Genomic DNA, 15699 nt, shown 5'->3' with positions numbered 1-15699 from the left:
TCAGTCTCCAATCCGGAAGTCCAGGCGCACATGCCGATTACGTCGCATCTGGGCTTGGCCTCCCTCCATACGCGGCTGAAAACGCCACTGTTGGACAGCGCGGACCGAGGCCCGACCAAAGATCGCGTCCGAGCACGCACTTACCCTGGCATTCGTTGTCTGCCCTTGCGCCGTAATATCAAACACGATGACACAATGGCCCTCCAGATTGCGCTGCAAAGCCCGGTCCGGATAAACAGGTGGCACGCGATAGATCGGTTGTTCGTCGGTGTCGACGGCCTGAAACCGGTTGGGCTGGAATTCTCCCACTTCAACCTCCGGCGCGAGCGCAACAAGCTGGATGGTCTCCGCCCCCGGTCTTTGCGTCGACGCGATCTCCAGTCGGGGTGCAGGCGGCGGCGGCGTAACCGGTTCAATATGGTCCGGCGTCACATTTCGGTGTGGTTCATAGGGTTCCACGGTCTCGCTGATCACGAAACTGGGGCGGTCTGGTTCGTTCAGCCTCGGAAGCTCTGGCACCTGGATCATGCCGCGCATGGCCATAAACACGCCGATCGTGACCACCCCCGCCAAGGGCAGAATCACCGGCATTCGGGTTAGTTGTGACATTGTCGTCTCCCCACGGACGTACGCATCACAGCCCTGAACTGCGCAGGTCGTTTCGATTGCCCGGACCATCTGGCGTCCATATCCCATGGATCGCCACCGTCCAGGCCTGATCGCTCGTCCCAAGTTGAGCAATCAGAAGCCTCAATCTGACCGCGTCACATGGCATGAAACCGGCTGGATTAAGGTCATTTTTGGGGATGGAGCGAGTGCGTGGTTCCTGCTCTAGCTTCGTTCTGGCAAGGCCACACCCTGAGGTGAATAGAAACGCAGGCACGTCTCATCAAAATTCAGAATCGGGCGTCCGTCCGTATCGAAGCGCGCATTGGGATCGATCTGGAAGCCGCGTCGTGCTTCCTCAACCCTCAACGCACAGCGTTCCCGGTCCAGCTGCTCTTCCAGCGCGTCCATACCATCAAGCACAGCCTGTCGACGTTGGATGAATGAGACCCAGCCTTGTGCCGCGGCGCGGGAGTACTCAAATGACAACGCTTCCTCGAAGGCCAGCATCGCACGCTGCGGCTTGCCTTGTTCCTGCCGGATCACCCCCAGCTGAAGCCAGGCATCACCGGGGCGATGCAATCCACCAACATTCAGGGCCTGGACATAGGCGGCCTCAGCCTCCGAATGGTCGCGTACCTGATACAAAGCCTCAGCGAGGGTCTGATAATCCTCGCCTGCGCCGGTCAGGGTCGCCACACGCCGCAATACAGGCAGTGACCGGTTCCATTCCCGCGCCAATTGCCAGGAGTGTGCCAAGAGGCGGTAATGCTCTGCTATTGCAGCGACACGACCGGCATTGATTTCCCGTTCAAGGATATCACCACCACGATAGGGGTAGCCTTGATAGTTATAATGCTGGACCAGCCGAATGATCTCATTCTCCGTGTCCAGCAACCCCCGCGAATACATGACGGAATAGGCGTGGAAAGCGTCAGTCTCACGCCCCATCTCGTTCAAGACGTTCGCATATCGCGCCCAAACCTCCTTGTCGCCCGGCCACAATCCCAGCATACGTTCGATGACATGCAGCTGTTCAGACATGTCAGCGCGCCGCTCAAGATAGAACATCAACAATAAAAACCGGCTTCGTTCCGGGGTTTGTGCCAGCTGCACGGCCTGGCGGGCATACATCTCGCCGACGTCATACTGTTCGGTGACCGCATACGCCTGAGCCAGCCAGAGGGCGATCTCTTCATCCAGCGGGTATCCAAAGACCAGGGCGTCTTCGAGCCATCCGATCGCCGCTTCATAGTCCTCCTGACTGAGAAGCAGGATGGCCGTGTTGATACGCATGGAATTAGCCTGCTCGGGCGGCAGAACCTGCAATCGAAGCGCATGCGTAAAGTCTTCGATCGTACCTGTGATATTACCGGTTTGATGCCAGGTTTCGCCTCGCAGGGAGAGGACGGTCGCCCGTTCGAACGGGCTCAGCCCCGGGCTCTCCAGGATCTCGCTCAGCAGCGAGATTGCGCCATGGGGATCTTCCGCCTCGCGGCTTTCAAGGGCCTCCAGAATGCGCGCGCCCACTCGGCTGGACAGTAAGTCACCATCTGACAGGCTGACGTCGTTCCTGATTGGACGTTCAAGAGAGGTGCGTCCGTGTCCGAAATCTTCAGCGGCCTTGGCAGGGCCCGTCAGCGTGATTGCCAACCCGAACACCAGCCAGATACGGCTCAATCTGATCCAGATTGCTCGCATCTTGGATCCTGGTCCACCTGATGTCTCACCTTGCCTCGTCATCGTGCTCATACTGACTCTCCCTCGCATCCCATTGTCAGCTGGGACGGGCCCATCCCGAGCAAAGCCAGTCCCACACCGCCTTTGTCGTGTCTGGATAGCAGTCAGCGTGTGATTCAATCTTGCCGAGATTGAGGCTGCGTCAGGAAACCTCCATTTTCACGACCGGGGATCATCGCCCAACCTCGACATGTATTCGAACACAGAAAAACGCCCTGACCGGGCGGCCAGGGCGTTTATCAAACTTGGTGGAAACAGAGACGGCTTAGCCGGCAGAAGAGCTCTCTTCGCTTGAGTCAGTTTCAGCGCTGGCTTCTTCCACTTCTTCGATCTCATCGCCGAACTGGTTGTAGAGCGACTGACACTGTTCCGGCACTTCGATGGCGAGGCGTTCTTCGCCGGTGCGCTCATCGATAGCAACGGTACCCAGAATTTGGGCCGACCCCATAAGCGCATCAACGTTCAGACGGCATTCATCGCGGAAAATCTGCTCGCGACGTGCCGCCCGGTTGATCTCGCCCTGGATCTCATTGCGAACGAAATTTACCCAGCCCGAAGCGGTGCGTCGGGAATAAGGATAGCTCGTACCTTGCTGGAAGGCTTGGATCGCAGACTGTCGCTGGCCCAGCTCGTAACGCACATTGCCCAGAAGCGTCCAGGTCGTGCCCGGACGGTTCAGACCACCACGTTCCAGAGCTTCCTGAAACGCTGTTTCGGCTTCGGCCAGCTGTTTGAGCTGGTAATGAGCCTCACCCAGTTTCTCCCAATCCGGGCCTGCGCCCGTCAGTTGCGCCAGCTGGCGCAGAACCGGAACAGCGCGCTCCCACTCACGAGACTGACGCCACATATTGGCCAGCAGAGAAAGGTTTTCCCGATTACGCTCAACACGACCCGCATTGAGTTCACGTTCTAGGATCACGGCACCACGGAACGGGTATTCGTAGAACGAATAGTATTGGGCAATCCGGACCAGTTCGCGGCTCTCAGTCAGCATACCATTGAGGTACATGACCTTATTGGCCTCAAACGCATCGCTTTCACGTCCAACCTGAGCCAGCAGAGACGCGTAGGACGTCCAGTTGCGCTTGTCGTCCGGCCAGCGACCGACCATGGCTTCCACGATCCGCATCTGGTTCGGGATGTCATCAAGCTGCTGGTAGAAGAACAGCATCAACATGTAATCGCCACGTTGGCGCTCAGCCGTCGGCAGAAGCGACCAGAAACGTTCAGCGTGAACCAGACCGTCACGATAACGTTCAGCCTGCGCATAGGCCTGGGCCAGCATTTTGGACAACGGAGCCGTCATTTCTGCACCGGCCTGAATGGCCAACTCAAAAGAGCGAATGCCCGCGTCGTAGTTTTCTTCGATGATGTAAAGCTGACCGATATTGACACGGAGATTGACAATCTCCGACGGCAGCATGGCACCGGTTTCGATCGCACCTTCCCAGTCTCGCAAGGCGAGAGCGGTTCGGTCGGTTTCGAAATACGCACGTCCACGCATCTGGAGCGAGACGGAGCGTTCATATGGATTGATATCAGAATTGCCGAGCGCCTGGTTCAGCAAGGTAATCGAGTCTGCGAAACGCTCCTCACCCTGAGCTGTCTGCGCGTCAAGAACGATTTGACCAATCGCTGCGGAGAAAGTGCGTTCAGCAGCCGCCTCTTCCTCGCTTTGCTCTTGGTTGTTATTGCGGCGGCGCTGGGCGTCCGCGTCCGTGACCGCAACACCGGCCAACGAAACGGCAACGGCCAGGACGGCGGTCGTCCGCATCAATGCCGTCAGATCGAAACCCTTAAAGCGGATCATCGATGGCTCCTTCACACCTGCCGTTGCCGGCGGGCCTTCTAAATCTCCTGATCCAGACCTGTCAGCATTGCGCCCTTCCTGGACAATGCGGGTCGGACCCCAAACTCAGTTTGACAAAAGCGCGCCCAATGCGGGCCTCCCCCTTTTGTCGTTCTGGTCCCGGGCAGTGCCTGTTAGGCACTGCCCGGATCCTTTGCCAGTCTACCACACTCTGCCATCCAGAGCGCGGTTATGCTCTAGTCAGCCAGCTGGAATTCGAACGATGTCTGGACACCACGACGAGCGACCGGAACACCATCCTCAACTCTCGGCTGATACCGCCAGCGCTCCACCGCACGAATAGCAGCGCGCTCAAACAAAGAGCTATCACAGCGGCCGGTCATGATCGTGATATTGGTCGGCGTACCGTCCGGTGTCACATCAAACTGGACTGCACAACTCCCCTGAATGCCTCGCTCAGCTGCGCGCGGCGGATATTGCGGCTCAATCCGGACCAGCGGCTGGGCATCACGATCGGATACCGAGAAGCTGATACTGTCTGAATTGAGAGTCGGGGCATCAAAGGACGGAATCTCACCAATGATGGTCGACAGACCTTCAGTCGGTTGCTCCGCACGTTGACGTTCAATTTGCGGCGGCGGCGGCGGCGGTTCGACACTTTCCACGTCATCAATCGTCGTTTCGCGGCGGCGGACATCCACCTCAGCGACTTCCTGATTGATCACAATGTCGTACTGCGTGGCCTCTTCATCCAGATCCAGATCACCCACACGAATGTTGACGATCATGAGCCAGAAGACTCCCACAGTGACTGCAATGGCCAGCGGGATGCCGATAATAAGGCGAAGAAGACTGCTACCCATTCTCTCCTCCTAAGGCTCGACGGTGGAAACTTTGACTTCCACGCCCAACTCACCGAGCAACTCCTGAACGTCCAGGATAATGCCAATATCGGCATCCTGATCGCCCTGGATTACGGCTTCAGCACGCGGGTTTTCTTCCATCAATTGCTCGATGATACCACGAACCTGAGCCTGCTCATACACACGCCGGTTGATAAAGATCTCGTTCTCACCCGTGACGGCGACCAGCATGGTCGGACGCTCATCACTGGTGATCACGGCTTCCGGCCGCTCAACTTCAACTCCCGGCTCCTTGATGAAGACGGAGGTCACGATGAAGAAGATCAAGAGGATGAAGACGACGTCCAGCATGGGCGTCATGTTCAGCTCAACATCTTCCTCGTCGGTATTTACTCGACTGACGCGTCGCGCCATTTCCATACCCTCCGACTAGGAACCCTGCTGACGATTAATCGTCACCGGGATTTCGTTAACTTTCATCTCGTCAAAGATGGTGACCACCACGCCATGAGATGCCTCGTCATAGACTTCGAGAACAACGGCACTATTGGGTGCCTCGGCCCGAATACTATTGATGGCAGACAGAACGCGGTCCGGCTCGGTTTGCAGGCGATTGACGAAAATCTGATCGTCATTATTGACCTGAACGATAATGGCCGGATCGACTTCCTCGTTCGGCGGCGGATCATCAGACGGCGGCGGTGGCCGCATGTCGATGCCCGCTTCCTGAAGGAAGGTGGCGGTTACGATGAAGAAGATGAGCAGGATGAAGACGATGTCGAGCATCGGGGTCATATTGACCTCGGCCTGATCACCTCCACCTTGTTGACGACGACGCCGCATCAGGCCTCTCCCTCAGTCAGTTCCATCTTGTCCGCCAGCACAGCGACACGACGCTGGGCCAGACGTTCAATCTGGGTGGCAAAGATCAGTCCGGACAGCGAGGCAACCATGCCTGCCATCGTCGGGATCGTTGCCCGAGAGACACCGGCCGACATGGCCTGGGCGTCAGATGAGCCGGAAATCGACATAACGTCGAACACGGTAACCATGCCGGTCACGGTGCCCAGCAGACCGAAGAGCGGAGCGACCGCGACGAGGGCTTTCACCAGCTCGACATTTTGGTCACAGCGCTGTTTGACCTCCGAGATGAGTTGGTCACGGATGGCGTGTGCATACCAGGACGATTTGTCCCCACGCGCCGTCCATTCCCGGATTGCCTGGTTCGCTTGGCCCGGCTGGGCAAAGAAGAAATAGGCAAACCGCTCGAAGATGAAGGCCCACATCACAAAGGTGGTGATCATGATCACCGTCAGGACGGGGCCCCCACGCTCGAGGAACTCCTGGAGGCCGGTTATGATGGCGTTGAAATCCATACCGGATCCTCCTGTTCAATCCCTTAGGATTGCTGCTCTTCAGAGTGACGGGCAACGATACCGGCAGCCTGCTCTTCGAGCACCTGCTGGACACCGCGTGCGAAACTCGCAGCAAAGCTGTGGATGAACAGAAGCGGGATGGATGCAACAAGACCGAGAACCGTGGTCATCAGGGCTTCGGAGATACCGCCGGCCATGACCTGCGGGTCACCGGCACCGAAGATGGTGATCATGGTGAAGGTCTTGATCATACCGGTCACCGTACCCAGCAGACCCAGGAGCGGTGCGATACCAGCGCCAAGCTTCAGGAAGTTCAGGCCAAACTCGAGTTTCGGCGTTTCCTGCAGAATGGCTTCGTCCAGCTTCAGCTCGACAGTTTCCACGCCTTTGTCCTTGGCCGCCTCGTAAGCCAGCATGACACGACCCAGCGGGTTGCCCTTCTTGGCTTTGGAAGAGCGCTTCTGGGAAGACACAGCCATCTGCGTGGTCACCAGAGAGAACAGGCGGAACAGACCGAAGACGACAGAAATCGCCAGCAGGCCGAGGATGATGTAACCGACGAGGCCACCTTGCTCGATACGCTGACCGAGGTCCGGAACGTCCTTGTAGATCTCCAGGAGACCGCCGCGGGACGGATCGATCGTGCCGCGCACGATTTCGTTCGGTTCGGCATTGTAGAGGTTCGAGGCACCGGCAACAAAATTAGCCGGCGGCTGTGTCGCCATGTCCTGCAGCGCCCAAACGCCAGTGGTTTCATCCTGGGCAAAACGCGCAAAACGCTGATTGCCGTTATAGGAGGAGAACACAGCGAACGGACCCACGCGCGTGGCGTCGACTTCCTGGCCGTCGGCCAGACCGTTGACACGGGCTTGGAAGGTCACGACTTGACCCTGATAGATCATTTCCTCGATCATCAGGCGCCACAGCTGGTCGAGTTCCATACGGGTCGGCAGCGTACGGCTGTCAGCCAGTTCTTCCAGGGCGTCTGCACGACCCGGATACTGAGACGACACGATAGAGCTGTCGATCAGGGCAGCAAATTCGCCAGCGGACTGGCGCGCCTGACCGAAGAGTTCACGGAAGGAACCCTGGCGCTCACGCAGCTCGATATCGAGCTCGTCATTGCGGATCTGGTTCGCTTCGTACTGAGCTTCGAGCTGATCTTTTTCACGCTCAAGTGCAGCCAGCTGGTTGCGAGCGTTTTGCAGCAGAGCCTGCTGACGGTTTGTGTTTGCCTGAAACTCAGACAGACGTTCCTGGTTTTCCTGCGAGGTTTCACGCACGTCGGAACGCACGCGGTTGAGCAGTTCACCAATGGAGGACGCCGGCTGTTGAGCCAGGGCGCCTGCGGTCATAGCCACGCCCAGGGTCAGGGCTGCGGCAAGCGTTTTGATCTTTTGCATCACTTAACTCTCCGTTCCTGAGGGCGCTTATTGAGCAACCTGCGGTCCCGGCAGCGGGATCGTGTAGACGGACGGGGTCGTCACTTCCTGGGCGATACGGATCGCGCGGGTGACGTCGGACAGGTAGGACGAAGCCAGCGGCTGCCAGTCGTCGGCCCCGTTATAACGGATGGTCATGGTGTCATCGTTATACTTGCGGATCGCAGCGATACGGCCAAGCTGCAAGATCACGACAGGAACCGGATTGCCGGCTTCGTCGAGAACTGTCTCGTCGTAGGAACGAATGAAACGACCGTAGGAAGCTTCGATTTCATAAGCGTTCAGGATGGCGCGATAACGCTCAGCCGGGGAGATGTTCGGATCATCAACGACCGTATACAGGCGTTCGATGCGCGCCTGACGACCATTTTCACCTTCGAGACGGAACGGCAGGTCGAGATTGATGAAATTCTCCAGGCTGACAACCATTTCGCGGAGCATCGGAGCCAGTTCGGTCTCGATATTGTCCACTCGGGCCAGCTGCTGGTTCAGGCTTTCGAATTCGTTCTCTTGGGAACGAATGAAGATCTGCTGCTGCTCGATAAAGAGCTGCTGAGATTCAATCTGTTGCAGCAGGGCGCGGTATTCGAGCTCTGCATCGGTACGCTGGTCGTCCAGGCGGTCGATCCGGGCCTGAGTTTGTTGACCCGCAGTGGTGCTTTGTTCCGCGGCGTCAATCACGCTCCCCACGGATTGAGCACCGGCGGTTGCGCTCACGGCTCCAGCCGTGATTGCCGCGATAAGCGACGTGCGAACCATATCCTTCATCTTCACCATAGTCTCGCCTCACAATGGTCGATACGGGTCATCCGGAACGGACTCCCCGCAAACTGAAATTCGTGCTGACCCGGCATAGCCTGCCGGAGCGGCCCCCTAAAAGCATTCAAACGGCACGATGCCGCAGCCGATACGTTCGGCTTAGCCATCAAATGTCGACGGAGTGTTACCCGGACTGCAAACACATGGTCTGTCCGGCCCCGCCTCCGATCCGTAGTGGTTGACCCACTATCTCATAGGCGCGGATGCGCCGCTTGTTCGGAGCGAACGCTAACCCCGCGTGCGACTTCGATCAATAGAGGTTAAGCGGAAGAATCCATGCCTAACTGCTCATATTTGATCAAAATTCGCGTGTGGCGCTCAGCTGTCCCCCAGCGCTCGCGTTCTAATAGAGAAGTGTGACGATAACACTGGGCAGAAATGAGGCGACCACCCTTCCGGATTGTGAATTTTATTTAACACCAACCTGTGGAGGCATCAAAACGGCGTCGGGCAACGCATGTTCAAACATGGGCAAGAATCACCAACGACCGCGGAAAACCAAGATATTCAGGCGCGTAAAACAACAAAGCTCTGTGTGAATCGGATTTGCCGACCACTCACATCCGGGCACTCGCACGGACAGGTCGCGGTCACGCTGCGGCAATCTTTCGGTTGGGCGATGGCAAGGTCGCCCCCATGTTTCGGCTCTCGCAGACATTCAATCCTGCATCATGAGTTATGCGGATCTATCCCTGCCCATTCCTCCGTCAGCGGAGGCCAAGTCTGGAGGTCAGGGCGGATGACGCCTCGAACCGGCTGACCGACCCGTACTGACCGACCCGTACTGACCGACCCGTACTGACCGACTGGTGAGGAACCAAAAACACGCATGCTGACAGGACACTGGTATCCGAACCGAGCTCAGATAACATCGCGGGGGGCGCCAGAGATCGCGGGATATGTAAGTGATTGTGATTGGCTGGGGCACCAGGGCTCGAACCTGGACTCTTCGGTACCAAAAACCGCTGCGTTACCAATTACGCCATGCCCCAACCGGGTCCCGTCTCTCGCGACGGAGGGCGCTTAATACCCAAGTGATTTGCCGGATGCAATCTCCCGACTGCGTCGAATTGCTGCTCAGATGCAGTTCCACACGCTCGCACCTGTCCTGAAGGGCTGAACTGGCGCGCCATGACACGGTTGCATCGCGCCTCAACGGGCTCCATCGCAACTCCGTCTGCAATTGGGCTGCACAAGAGTGTTTTTCGCGCGTTGCACCGTGTCAGTAAACTGGCTATAAGCCGCGCCTCGGTTCGGAGTGTAGCTCAGCCTGGTAGAGCACTGTCTTCGGGAGGCAGGGGTCGTGAGTTCGAATCTCGCCACTCCGACCATCTATTTTCCCGCCCCTTTATTTTGATCCTCGCCCAGTTTCGTGCCGAGAGAGGTATCAGCGCGTGTTTACACCCAACTGTGATCGCCACCGTCAGTGACCGGGGCGATCTGTGTTCGAGGTTATCAAGTAAGCGGTCTGATCCGGTCATCGGGACGTCACAGATCCCATGTGTGGCCTGGATGTTTCACCCCGCGGATGGTTCAACGCCTGCGGGACATACCCCCTAACAATCCCTCGACCCTTAACGGCTTAGTGCCTACATTATGTCATGGAGGTGTCCGGGGACCATGTTCGACAGGCCAAGTCTGCGGCGTGATCTCACACGGATAGGGTTTGAGCGTGGGCCCGGCACACACTTGGTGCCAGCCTGCGCATGACACATGCCATCGCCCAAGAGGGGTGATTGGCCTCGTATTGTATTGGGGTGTTTGAATGAAACAGTTCTGGGTCACGTTTTTTGGCTCGATCGTCGGCGTCGTTGTCGGCTCGATGCTGGCGTTTATCCTCGCCATCTTCATAATCGTTGGCATGATTTCCGCCGCGACGAGCAGTCTGAACCAGACGCCAACCGTCGCTCATGCAGACGGCGGGTCCGTGCTCACACTGGATCTGCGCGAAGGCCGCCTCGATCAGCCGAGCAATTCCCCGTTTGCCTTTGCCGAAGCCACCTCGATGGTGGACGTGGTGCGCACTCTGGAAGCCGCTGAGCGCGACGAGAATATCCGTGGCCTGTTCCTGCGGGCCAATGAGTTCGGCATGGCTCCGGCTGCTGCCGAGGAATTGCGCGCCGCCATTTCCAGCTTCCAGGATTCCGGCAAGTTTGTGATCGCACACGCCCAGGGTTTTGAAGGCACGTCCGTGACCGGGTATTTCGCCGTCGCAGGTGCCGACGAGATCTGGCTGCAGGATACAGCCGCCTTCGCGGCCTCGGGCCTGGCCTCCGAGGTCATGTTCCTGGGTGGGCTGTTTGAACGCTTCAATGCCCAGCCGGAATTCGAGCAGTTTCACGAATACAAGAATGCGGCCGACACCTATACGCAGACGACATTTACAGAGCCGCACCGCGAAGCAACGCTGTCCTACATGACGTCGATCTACGAGACGGCCGTGGACGAGATCGCAACGGATCGCGAGCTCAGCAGCGACGCTGTCAACGCCTTGTTCGAGAATGCCCCCTATTCGGCAGAAGCCGCCCAGGAGGCCGGTCTGGTCGACACGCTCGGCCACGTGGTCAATGCCCGTGAGGCGGCCCTCGACCGCGCCGGTGAAAACAGTGATTTTGTTGACCTGGCCGAATATGCCCTGACGCTGGGCAGCTGGTCTCCCGGTCCGACCATTGCACTGATCGAAGGCCAGGGTGCCATCGTGACCGGCTCGGGTGAAGCGGGGGCCTTTGGCGGTTCCGAGATGATCGGTGGCGATGCCATGGCCGATGCCATCGAAGCGGCCACCGAAGACGACAAGGTTCGCGCCATCATCATCCGTGTCGACTCCCCGGGCGGATCGGCGATTGCCTCGGATCAGGTCTGGAATTCCATCATCCGGGCCCGCGAAGCCGGCAAGCCGGTCATCGTGTCGATGGCCACTGTCGCAGCATCGGGCGGATACTACATCGCCGCACCGGCGGATTATGTCGTGGCTCATGCGACAACGATCACCGGCTCCATTGGTGTCCTGGGGGGCAAGATCGTCCTGGACGGCACATTCGACATGGTTGGACTGAATGTCGAAACCCTGTCTGTGGGTGGCGAGTTTGCCACCGCCTTCTCCAGCCAGGAAGCCTGGACGGAAACACAGCGTGAGGCCTATCGCACCCAGATGGAACACATCTACGAGGACTTCACGGGCCGCGTTGCCGACGGTCGGGATCTGCCGCTCGAGCGCGTTCTGGAAATTGCACGCGGTCGTGTGTGGACCGGTGCTCAGGCTCAGGAAATCGGTCTGGTGGACGAGATTGGCGGACTGCGCACGGCGATTGCCGCAGCGCGGGAGATTGCCGGTATCGCGGAAGACGAACGCATCAATCTGAAGCGCTTCCCGGAACAACTGACCGGTCTGGAAGCCTTCTATGCCCTGTTCGGACTGAGCGCCGAGACGGCTGAATCTGCAGCCCGCCTCAATGCGCTGATGGAAATGCCGGAAGTCCAGGCGGCCCTGCAAGCCCGCCAGGACATGAGCCAGCAGGGTGTGCAGATGCGCACGACGGCTCCGGTTCCTCACTAGTCAGACACACTCTCACACAGACAGGCCCGCCTCTTTGAGGCGGGCCTTTTTGTTTGTCTGGTGATCAAGACTGGATCGGGCACTGTGCCGCGTCTCACCTGGCCCTGACCGGACTGTGTGCAGTCCGGTCGCGAAGAGGGTCCGGCGCGCTTCGGAAGGGCGAATGAACACGCCTCCTCGTGACGTGGTACGTGACACCGTATCTCCGATGTCAGCTCCCGACTATTCAATCCCCGAAACCGCATCCCTAAAAGGGTAACCCGAAAACCGTACGGGCAGACAGTCGGGGGACACGGATCCCGCGGTCATGATGGACACAAGAGACGCAAACATGCGCCCGGGATTGACCCGCGACGCAGGGCCGATCCAAGCCGCGCCCCCTCCCCGCACTGATCAGGCCAGCAAGAGTCCGATCACCATCAAGACAACGGTCGCAAGCAGGAGGATGATGAAATAGACAAAATCCATGAAGAGCGTGCGCAGGATCGATGAAAAACGGCCATGCCGGTAAACCACCCGGTGGAGCTTGTAGAGATAGAAGTTCGACCAGGTAATAAAAATCAGCCACGCCCAGCCCTGCATATAGACATAGCTGGAGAGAATTATCCCGATGAGGCCGGCGAAGATGAAAGCATGAAAATGCAGGGACACGACAAGATGGTCATAGAAGAAATAACCCCGCTTGTAGAAATGTGTGATCGCCAGCATCAGGGCGTAGATCGGCAGAAGCAGGAATAGCAAGCGTGGCGCCCAGGCTTGCATGGCGCGCCACAGGGATTCGCCATTATCCCGGATAATCTGTTCCAGCTGATCCGCCAGATAGACCCGCATGCCGTAACTCATCCACGGCTCCCGGCTGATCGTGAAACTTGTTCCGTCATCCAGTCGCACAATGGCCGTATCGGGATCTTCGCCCACTTCGACAACATCAGGATAGTCTTCAGGCAGCAGGACCTGTCGAATGCGCAGCACCATGGTATCGGGATTATAGACCTGGTCCGAGACCGCCCCATCCTCGACGACGTCCTCGACAGCCTCACGCCCCTGTTCAATGCCCTGCTCGATCCCCTCCAGAATGGTCTCCTGGACCGTGTCCGGCAGGCCCGATTGTGCAAGGCCCTGCTCGACATCTTCCCGCGTGGCCTCGGCTTGCTGGATCTCCTCGATGAGTTGTTCCGTCTGCTCCTCGCTGAGGTCCGACGAGAAATCGAAACTCCCGGTCGCTGCAGCGAACAGCAGGAAGAAGATCACACTGATAACGAGATAAAGCCGGAAAGGCGGTACATAGCGCGCCCGCACCCCACTTAGATATGAGCGCGAGAGGCGCCCCGGCTGAAACAGAAGCGGCGGCAAGGTTCGCCAGATCCGCCCCTCAAGGCCAAATACGCCATCCACAACCTCAAGAACCAGCTCCCAGATGGGGCGATGATAGGTGTCCGCCGTCTGGCCACAGCTGTGACAGACGGGCCCGGTCAGGCGTGTGACACAGTTGGAGCAGACATCATCCGGTGTATCGGGCTGAAACGCACTGAAGCGTTTCTTCTTCTTGCGCTTGGACTGACGAACAGCATCTTCCACTCCATCGGCGGCTGTTCCGGCCACGACCGCATCCGTGACGACTTCTTCACCAGCCATACCATCCCCCCGATGTCTGTCGGCCCGCCCCAAGCCCAGCGGTCAAACCCCGCCGGGAAACGTGCAGTCCAATTGGTTCGACCGGCGCCACCTTGACGGTCGCGCCGACTGACCCGGTGTCCGTTACTCGGCCGCCGCCGCGTCGATATCGGCAAAACACAGATATCGCGTGCGGTGGATATTCGTGAAGTTATCGTCCCAGCCCGTCACATCGGGGCTGACCAGGTTCTTGTTCACATAGAACACGATCGGGACGATCGGCATGTCGTCAATCAGCATTTGTTCGGCTTGTGCCAGCATGCCCGCGCGCACATCCACATCCAGTTCCTGATTGGCCGCGGTGACGAGCGCATCATAGTCCGGGTTGGAATATCGCGAATAATTCATCGGGATCGAGGCTGTTTCGCCCAGGAACAGATAATTGTACGGGTCGTTATAATCGGCCACCCAGCCGCCATCCGAGAGCTCGAAATCGCCCGCTCGCATGTTGTCGTAATGGATCTGGGTGTCGTTCTGGATCAGCGAAGGCTGGACCCAGTCCGCGATCGTGGACCAGTCATTCTGAACCGCCGGTGCGATCCGCGGATTATCGCCAGAGGCCCGATAGGTATACTCAAAGCGCAGCGGGTTGTCGGGGCCGAAACCGGCCTCTTCCAACAGGGCGCGCGCCATTTCGCGGCGTTCTTCGATCGGTGTTTCAGCCCACTGCGAGCCCACACCGCCGGCATAATTGGCAATGCCCGGGGGCACCATCGCATAGGCCGGGATGTGACCGGCCTGCAGGATGCCGTCTGCGATAAATTCACGATCAATGGCCATGCCCAGCGCATTGCGGACAGCCGGATCGGAGAATTTGTCGAGCTGGGTGTTGAAGGAGAAATAGGCCGTCTGCATGTAGGGGTGAACACGGACATATTCCGGCATGTCCCGACGCAGAACCGCCAACTGCTGACCCGGGAATTCCATATTCAGATCATACTCGCCCGATCGCACACGGCGCGTCGCGGCGCTGGCATCCACGGACGGGTAGAAATACACATCGTCAATGCACACATTGGCGTTGTCGAAGAAACTGTCATTGCGACGCAGATGGACAAAATCATTCGTCCGCCATTCCGTCAGGCGATACGGGCCATTGACCACGATATTGCCGGGACGCACCCATTCATCGCCCAGTTCCTCAACCACATGAGACGGCAGCGGGAAGGTGGTATAGTGGGTCAGCAGGCCCGGCAGATAAGGTGCCGGGTTGACCAGTTGAACTTCAAGGGTGCGATCATCAAGCGCCCGCACACCCAGTTCGGACGGATCTGCGCCGTTGGAGACCTCGAACGCCCCTTCGATCGGATAGAGCAACGACACATATTGCGCGCCGGTTTCCGGATTGGTGATGCGCTGCCAGGCATAGACAAAATCATGGGCCGTGACCGGCACACCGTCTGACCAGAGCGCCTCGCGCAGGGTGAAAGTCCAGGTCAGGCCATCCTCACTGACAGTGTAGGACTCGGCCATGCCGGGTACGGGTTGGGCGTCGGCATCCTCGGTGAACAAGCCGATGAACATGTCACCGATGATATTGTTCTCCCATTGTCCGCTGGCCTTGTGCGGATCCAGCGAAAGGGGTTCGACATTATTGCCGCGGTGCAGGACGACCGAGTCTGCGTCGTAGGACGAGCTGCCGCCGCCACATGCTGCCAGCATGGCTGCCGAAACAATGCAAATCACGGAACTCAAAAGAGCTTTCTTCGCCACGATGCGGTCTCCCCTACCGTTTTACCGTTGCCTTATCACTCAAATTTGTACCGGCCACGACCGCAACGGGCAACAGACCTCGCTCGACATTTCGCACGGG

Annotated in this window: 12 protein-coding genes and 2 tRNA genes; 2 read left to right on the top strand and 12 right to left on the bottom strand. The window is 58.4% G+C overall.

Going from position 1 to position 15699, the window contains the following annotated elements; all coding sequences use genetic code 11:
• The 10 genes from RMQ97_RS05555 to RMQ97_RS05510 form a co-directional block, all read right to left on the bottom strand.
• On the bottom strand, window positions 1-609 hold the full coding sequence (locus RMQ97_RS05555; protein WP_413659863.1) for an energy transducer TonB: 609 nt from the start codon (window positions 607-609) through the stop codon (window positions 1-3).
• Between the two features lie 222 nt (window positions 610-831).
• Complete coding sequence (locus tag RMQ97_RS05550; protein WP_413659862.1) at window positions 832-2286, bottom strand: tetratricopeptide repeat protein; 1455 nt, start codon at window positions 2284-2286, stop codon at window positions 832-834.
• 325 nt (window positions 2287-2611) lie between these two features.
• Window positions 2612-4156, bottom strand: coding sequence for a tetratricopeptide repeat protein (locus RMQ97_RS05545; protein ID WP_413659861.1), 1545 nt, complete (start codon window positions 4154-4156; stop codon window positions 2612-2614).
• Between the two features lie 236 nt (window positions 4157-4392).
• Window positions 4393-5019, bottom strand: a complete 627-nt coding sequence (locus RMQ97_RS05540) for an energy transducer TonB (RefSeq protein WP_413659860.1) — start codon at window positions 5017-5019, stop codon at window positions 4393-4395.
• Between the two features lie 9 nt (window positions 5020-5028).
• Window positions 5029-5433, bottom strand: coding sequence for an ExbD/TolR family protein (locus RMQ97_RS05535; protein ID WP_413659859.1), 405 nt, complete (start codon window positions 5431-5433; stop codon window positions 5029-5031).
• A 15-nt stretch (window positions 5434-5448) separates the two neighbouring features.
• Complete coding sequence (locus RMQ97_RS05530) at window positions 5449-5862, bottom strand: ExbD/TolR family protein (RefSeq protein ID WP_413659858.1); 414 nt, start codon at window positions 5860-5862, stop codon at window positions 5449-5451.
• The gene (locus RMQ97_RS05525) at window positions 5862-6395 is read right to left on the bottom strand and encodes a MotA/TolQ/ExbB proton channel family protein (protein ID WP_413659857.1); all 534 of its coding nucleotides are present in this window, start codon (window positions 6393-6395) and stop codon (window positions 5862-5864) included. The genes RMQ97_RS05530 and RMQ97_RS05525 overlap by 1 nt, the downstream gene beginning before the upstream one ends.
• Before the next feature lie 23 nt (window positions 6396-6418).
• Window positions 6419-7798, bottom strand: a complete 1380-nt coding sequence (locus RMQ97_RS05520; protein WP_413659856.1) for a MotA/TolQ/ExbB proton channel family protein — start codon at window positions 7796-7798, stop codon at window positions 6419-6421.
• Window positions 7799-7825: 27 nt separating this feature from the next.
• Window positions 7826-8614: a DUF3450 domain-containing protein gene (locus RMQ97_RS05515; RefSeq protein ID WP_413659855.1), complete on the bottom strand. Its 789-nt coding sequence runs from the start codon at window positions 8612-8614 to the stop codon at window positions 7826-7828.
• Window positions 8615-9572: 958 nt separating this feature from the next.
• A tRNA-Gln gene (locus tag RMQ97_RS05510) sits at window positions 9573-9648 on the bottom strand.
• 262 nt (window positions 9649-9910) lie between these two features.
• Here RMQ97_RS05510 and RMQ97_RS05505 point away from each other — a divergent pair.
• Window positions 9911-9987: transfer RNA gene (locus tag RMQ97_RS05505), tRNA-Pro, on the top strand.
• A 434-nt stretch (window positions 9988-10421) separates the two neighbouring features.
• The gene (gene sppA / locus RMQ97_RS05500; RefSeq protein ID WP_413659854.1) at window positions 10422-12212 is read left to right on the top strand and encodes a signal peptide peptidase SppA; all 1791 of its coding nucleotides are present in this window, start codon (window positions 10422-10424) and stop codon (window positions 12210-12212) included.
• Window positions 12213-12605: 393 nt separating this feature from the next.
• Here sppA and RMQ97_RS05495 read toward each other — a convergent pair whose 3' ends face one another.
• On the bottom strand, window positions 12606-13847 hold the full coding sequence (locus RMQ97_RS05495) for a DUF3667 domain-containing protein (RefSeq protein ID WP_413659853.1): 1242 nt from the start codon (window positions 13845-13847) through the stop codon (window positions 12606-12608).
• Between the two features lie 123 nt (window positions 13848-13970).
• Entirely contained in the window at window positions 13971-15599 is a 1629-nt protein-coding gene (locus RMQ97_RS05490; RefSeq protein WP_413659852.1) for a peptide ABC transporter substrate-binding protein, read from the bottom strand.
• Between the last annotated feature and the right edge of the window lie 100 nt (window positions 15600-15699).

Origin of the sequence: Maricaulis sp. D1M11 (genome assembly GCF_047308265.1) — a bacterium.
GTDB lineage: Bacteria > Pseudomonadota > Alphaproteobacteria > Caulobacterales > Maricaulaceae > Maricaulis.
The sequence above is the reverse complement of the archived record's forward strand: the minus strand, read 5'-3'. Positions and strand labels throughout refer to the sequence as shown.

Bases quoted from the DNA above. Each gene is read 5' to 3' on its own strand.
- RMQ97_RS05525 (WP_413659857.1), bottom strand. From the start codon at position 6,395: ATGGATTTCAACGCCATCATAACCGGCCTCCAGGAGTTCCTCGAGCGT.
- RMQ97_RS05545 (WP_413659861.1), bottom strand. From the start codon at position 4,156: ATGATCCGCTTTAAGGGTTTCGATCTGACGGCATTGATGCGGACGACC.
- RMQ97_RS05515 (WP_413659855.1), bottom strand. From the start codon at position 8,614: ATGGTGAAGATGAAGGATATGGTTCGCACGTCGCTTATCGCGGCAATC.
- RMQ97_RS05540 (WP_413659860.1), bottom strand. From the start codon at position 5,019: ATGGGTAGCAGTCTTCTTCGCCTTATTATCGGCATCCCGCTGGCCATT.
- RMQ97_RS05535 (WP_413659859.1), bottom strand. From the start codon at position 5,433: ATGGCGCGACGCGTCAGTCGAGTAAATACCGACGAGGAAGATGTTGAG.
- sppA (WP_413659854.1), top strand. From the start codon at position 10,422: ATGAAACAGTTCTGGGTCACGTTTTTTGGCTCGATCGTCGGCGTCGTT.
- RMQ97_RS05530 (WP_413659858.1), bottom strand. From the start codon at position 5,862: ATGCGGCGTCGTCGTCAACAAGGTGGAGGTGATCAGGCCGAGGTCAAT.
- RMQ97_RS05555 (WP_413659863.1), bottom strand. From the start codon at position 609: ATGTCACAACTAACCCGAATGCCGGTGATTCTGCCCTTGGCGGGGGTG.
- RMQ97_RS05495 (WP_413659853.1), bottom strand. From the start codon at position 13,847: ATGGCTGGTGAAGAAGTCGTCACGGATGCGGTCGTGGCCGGAACAGCC.
- RMQ97_RS05520 (WP_413659856.1), bottom strand. From the start codon at position 7,798: ATGCAAAAGATCAAAACGCTTGCCGCAGCCCTGACCCTGGGCGTGGCT.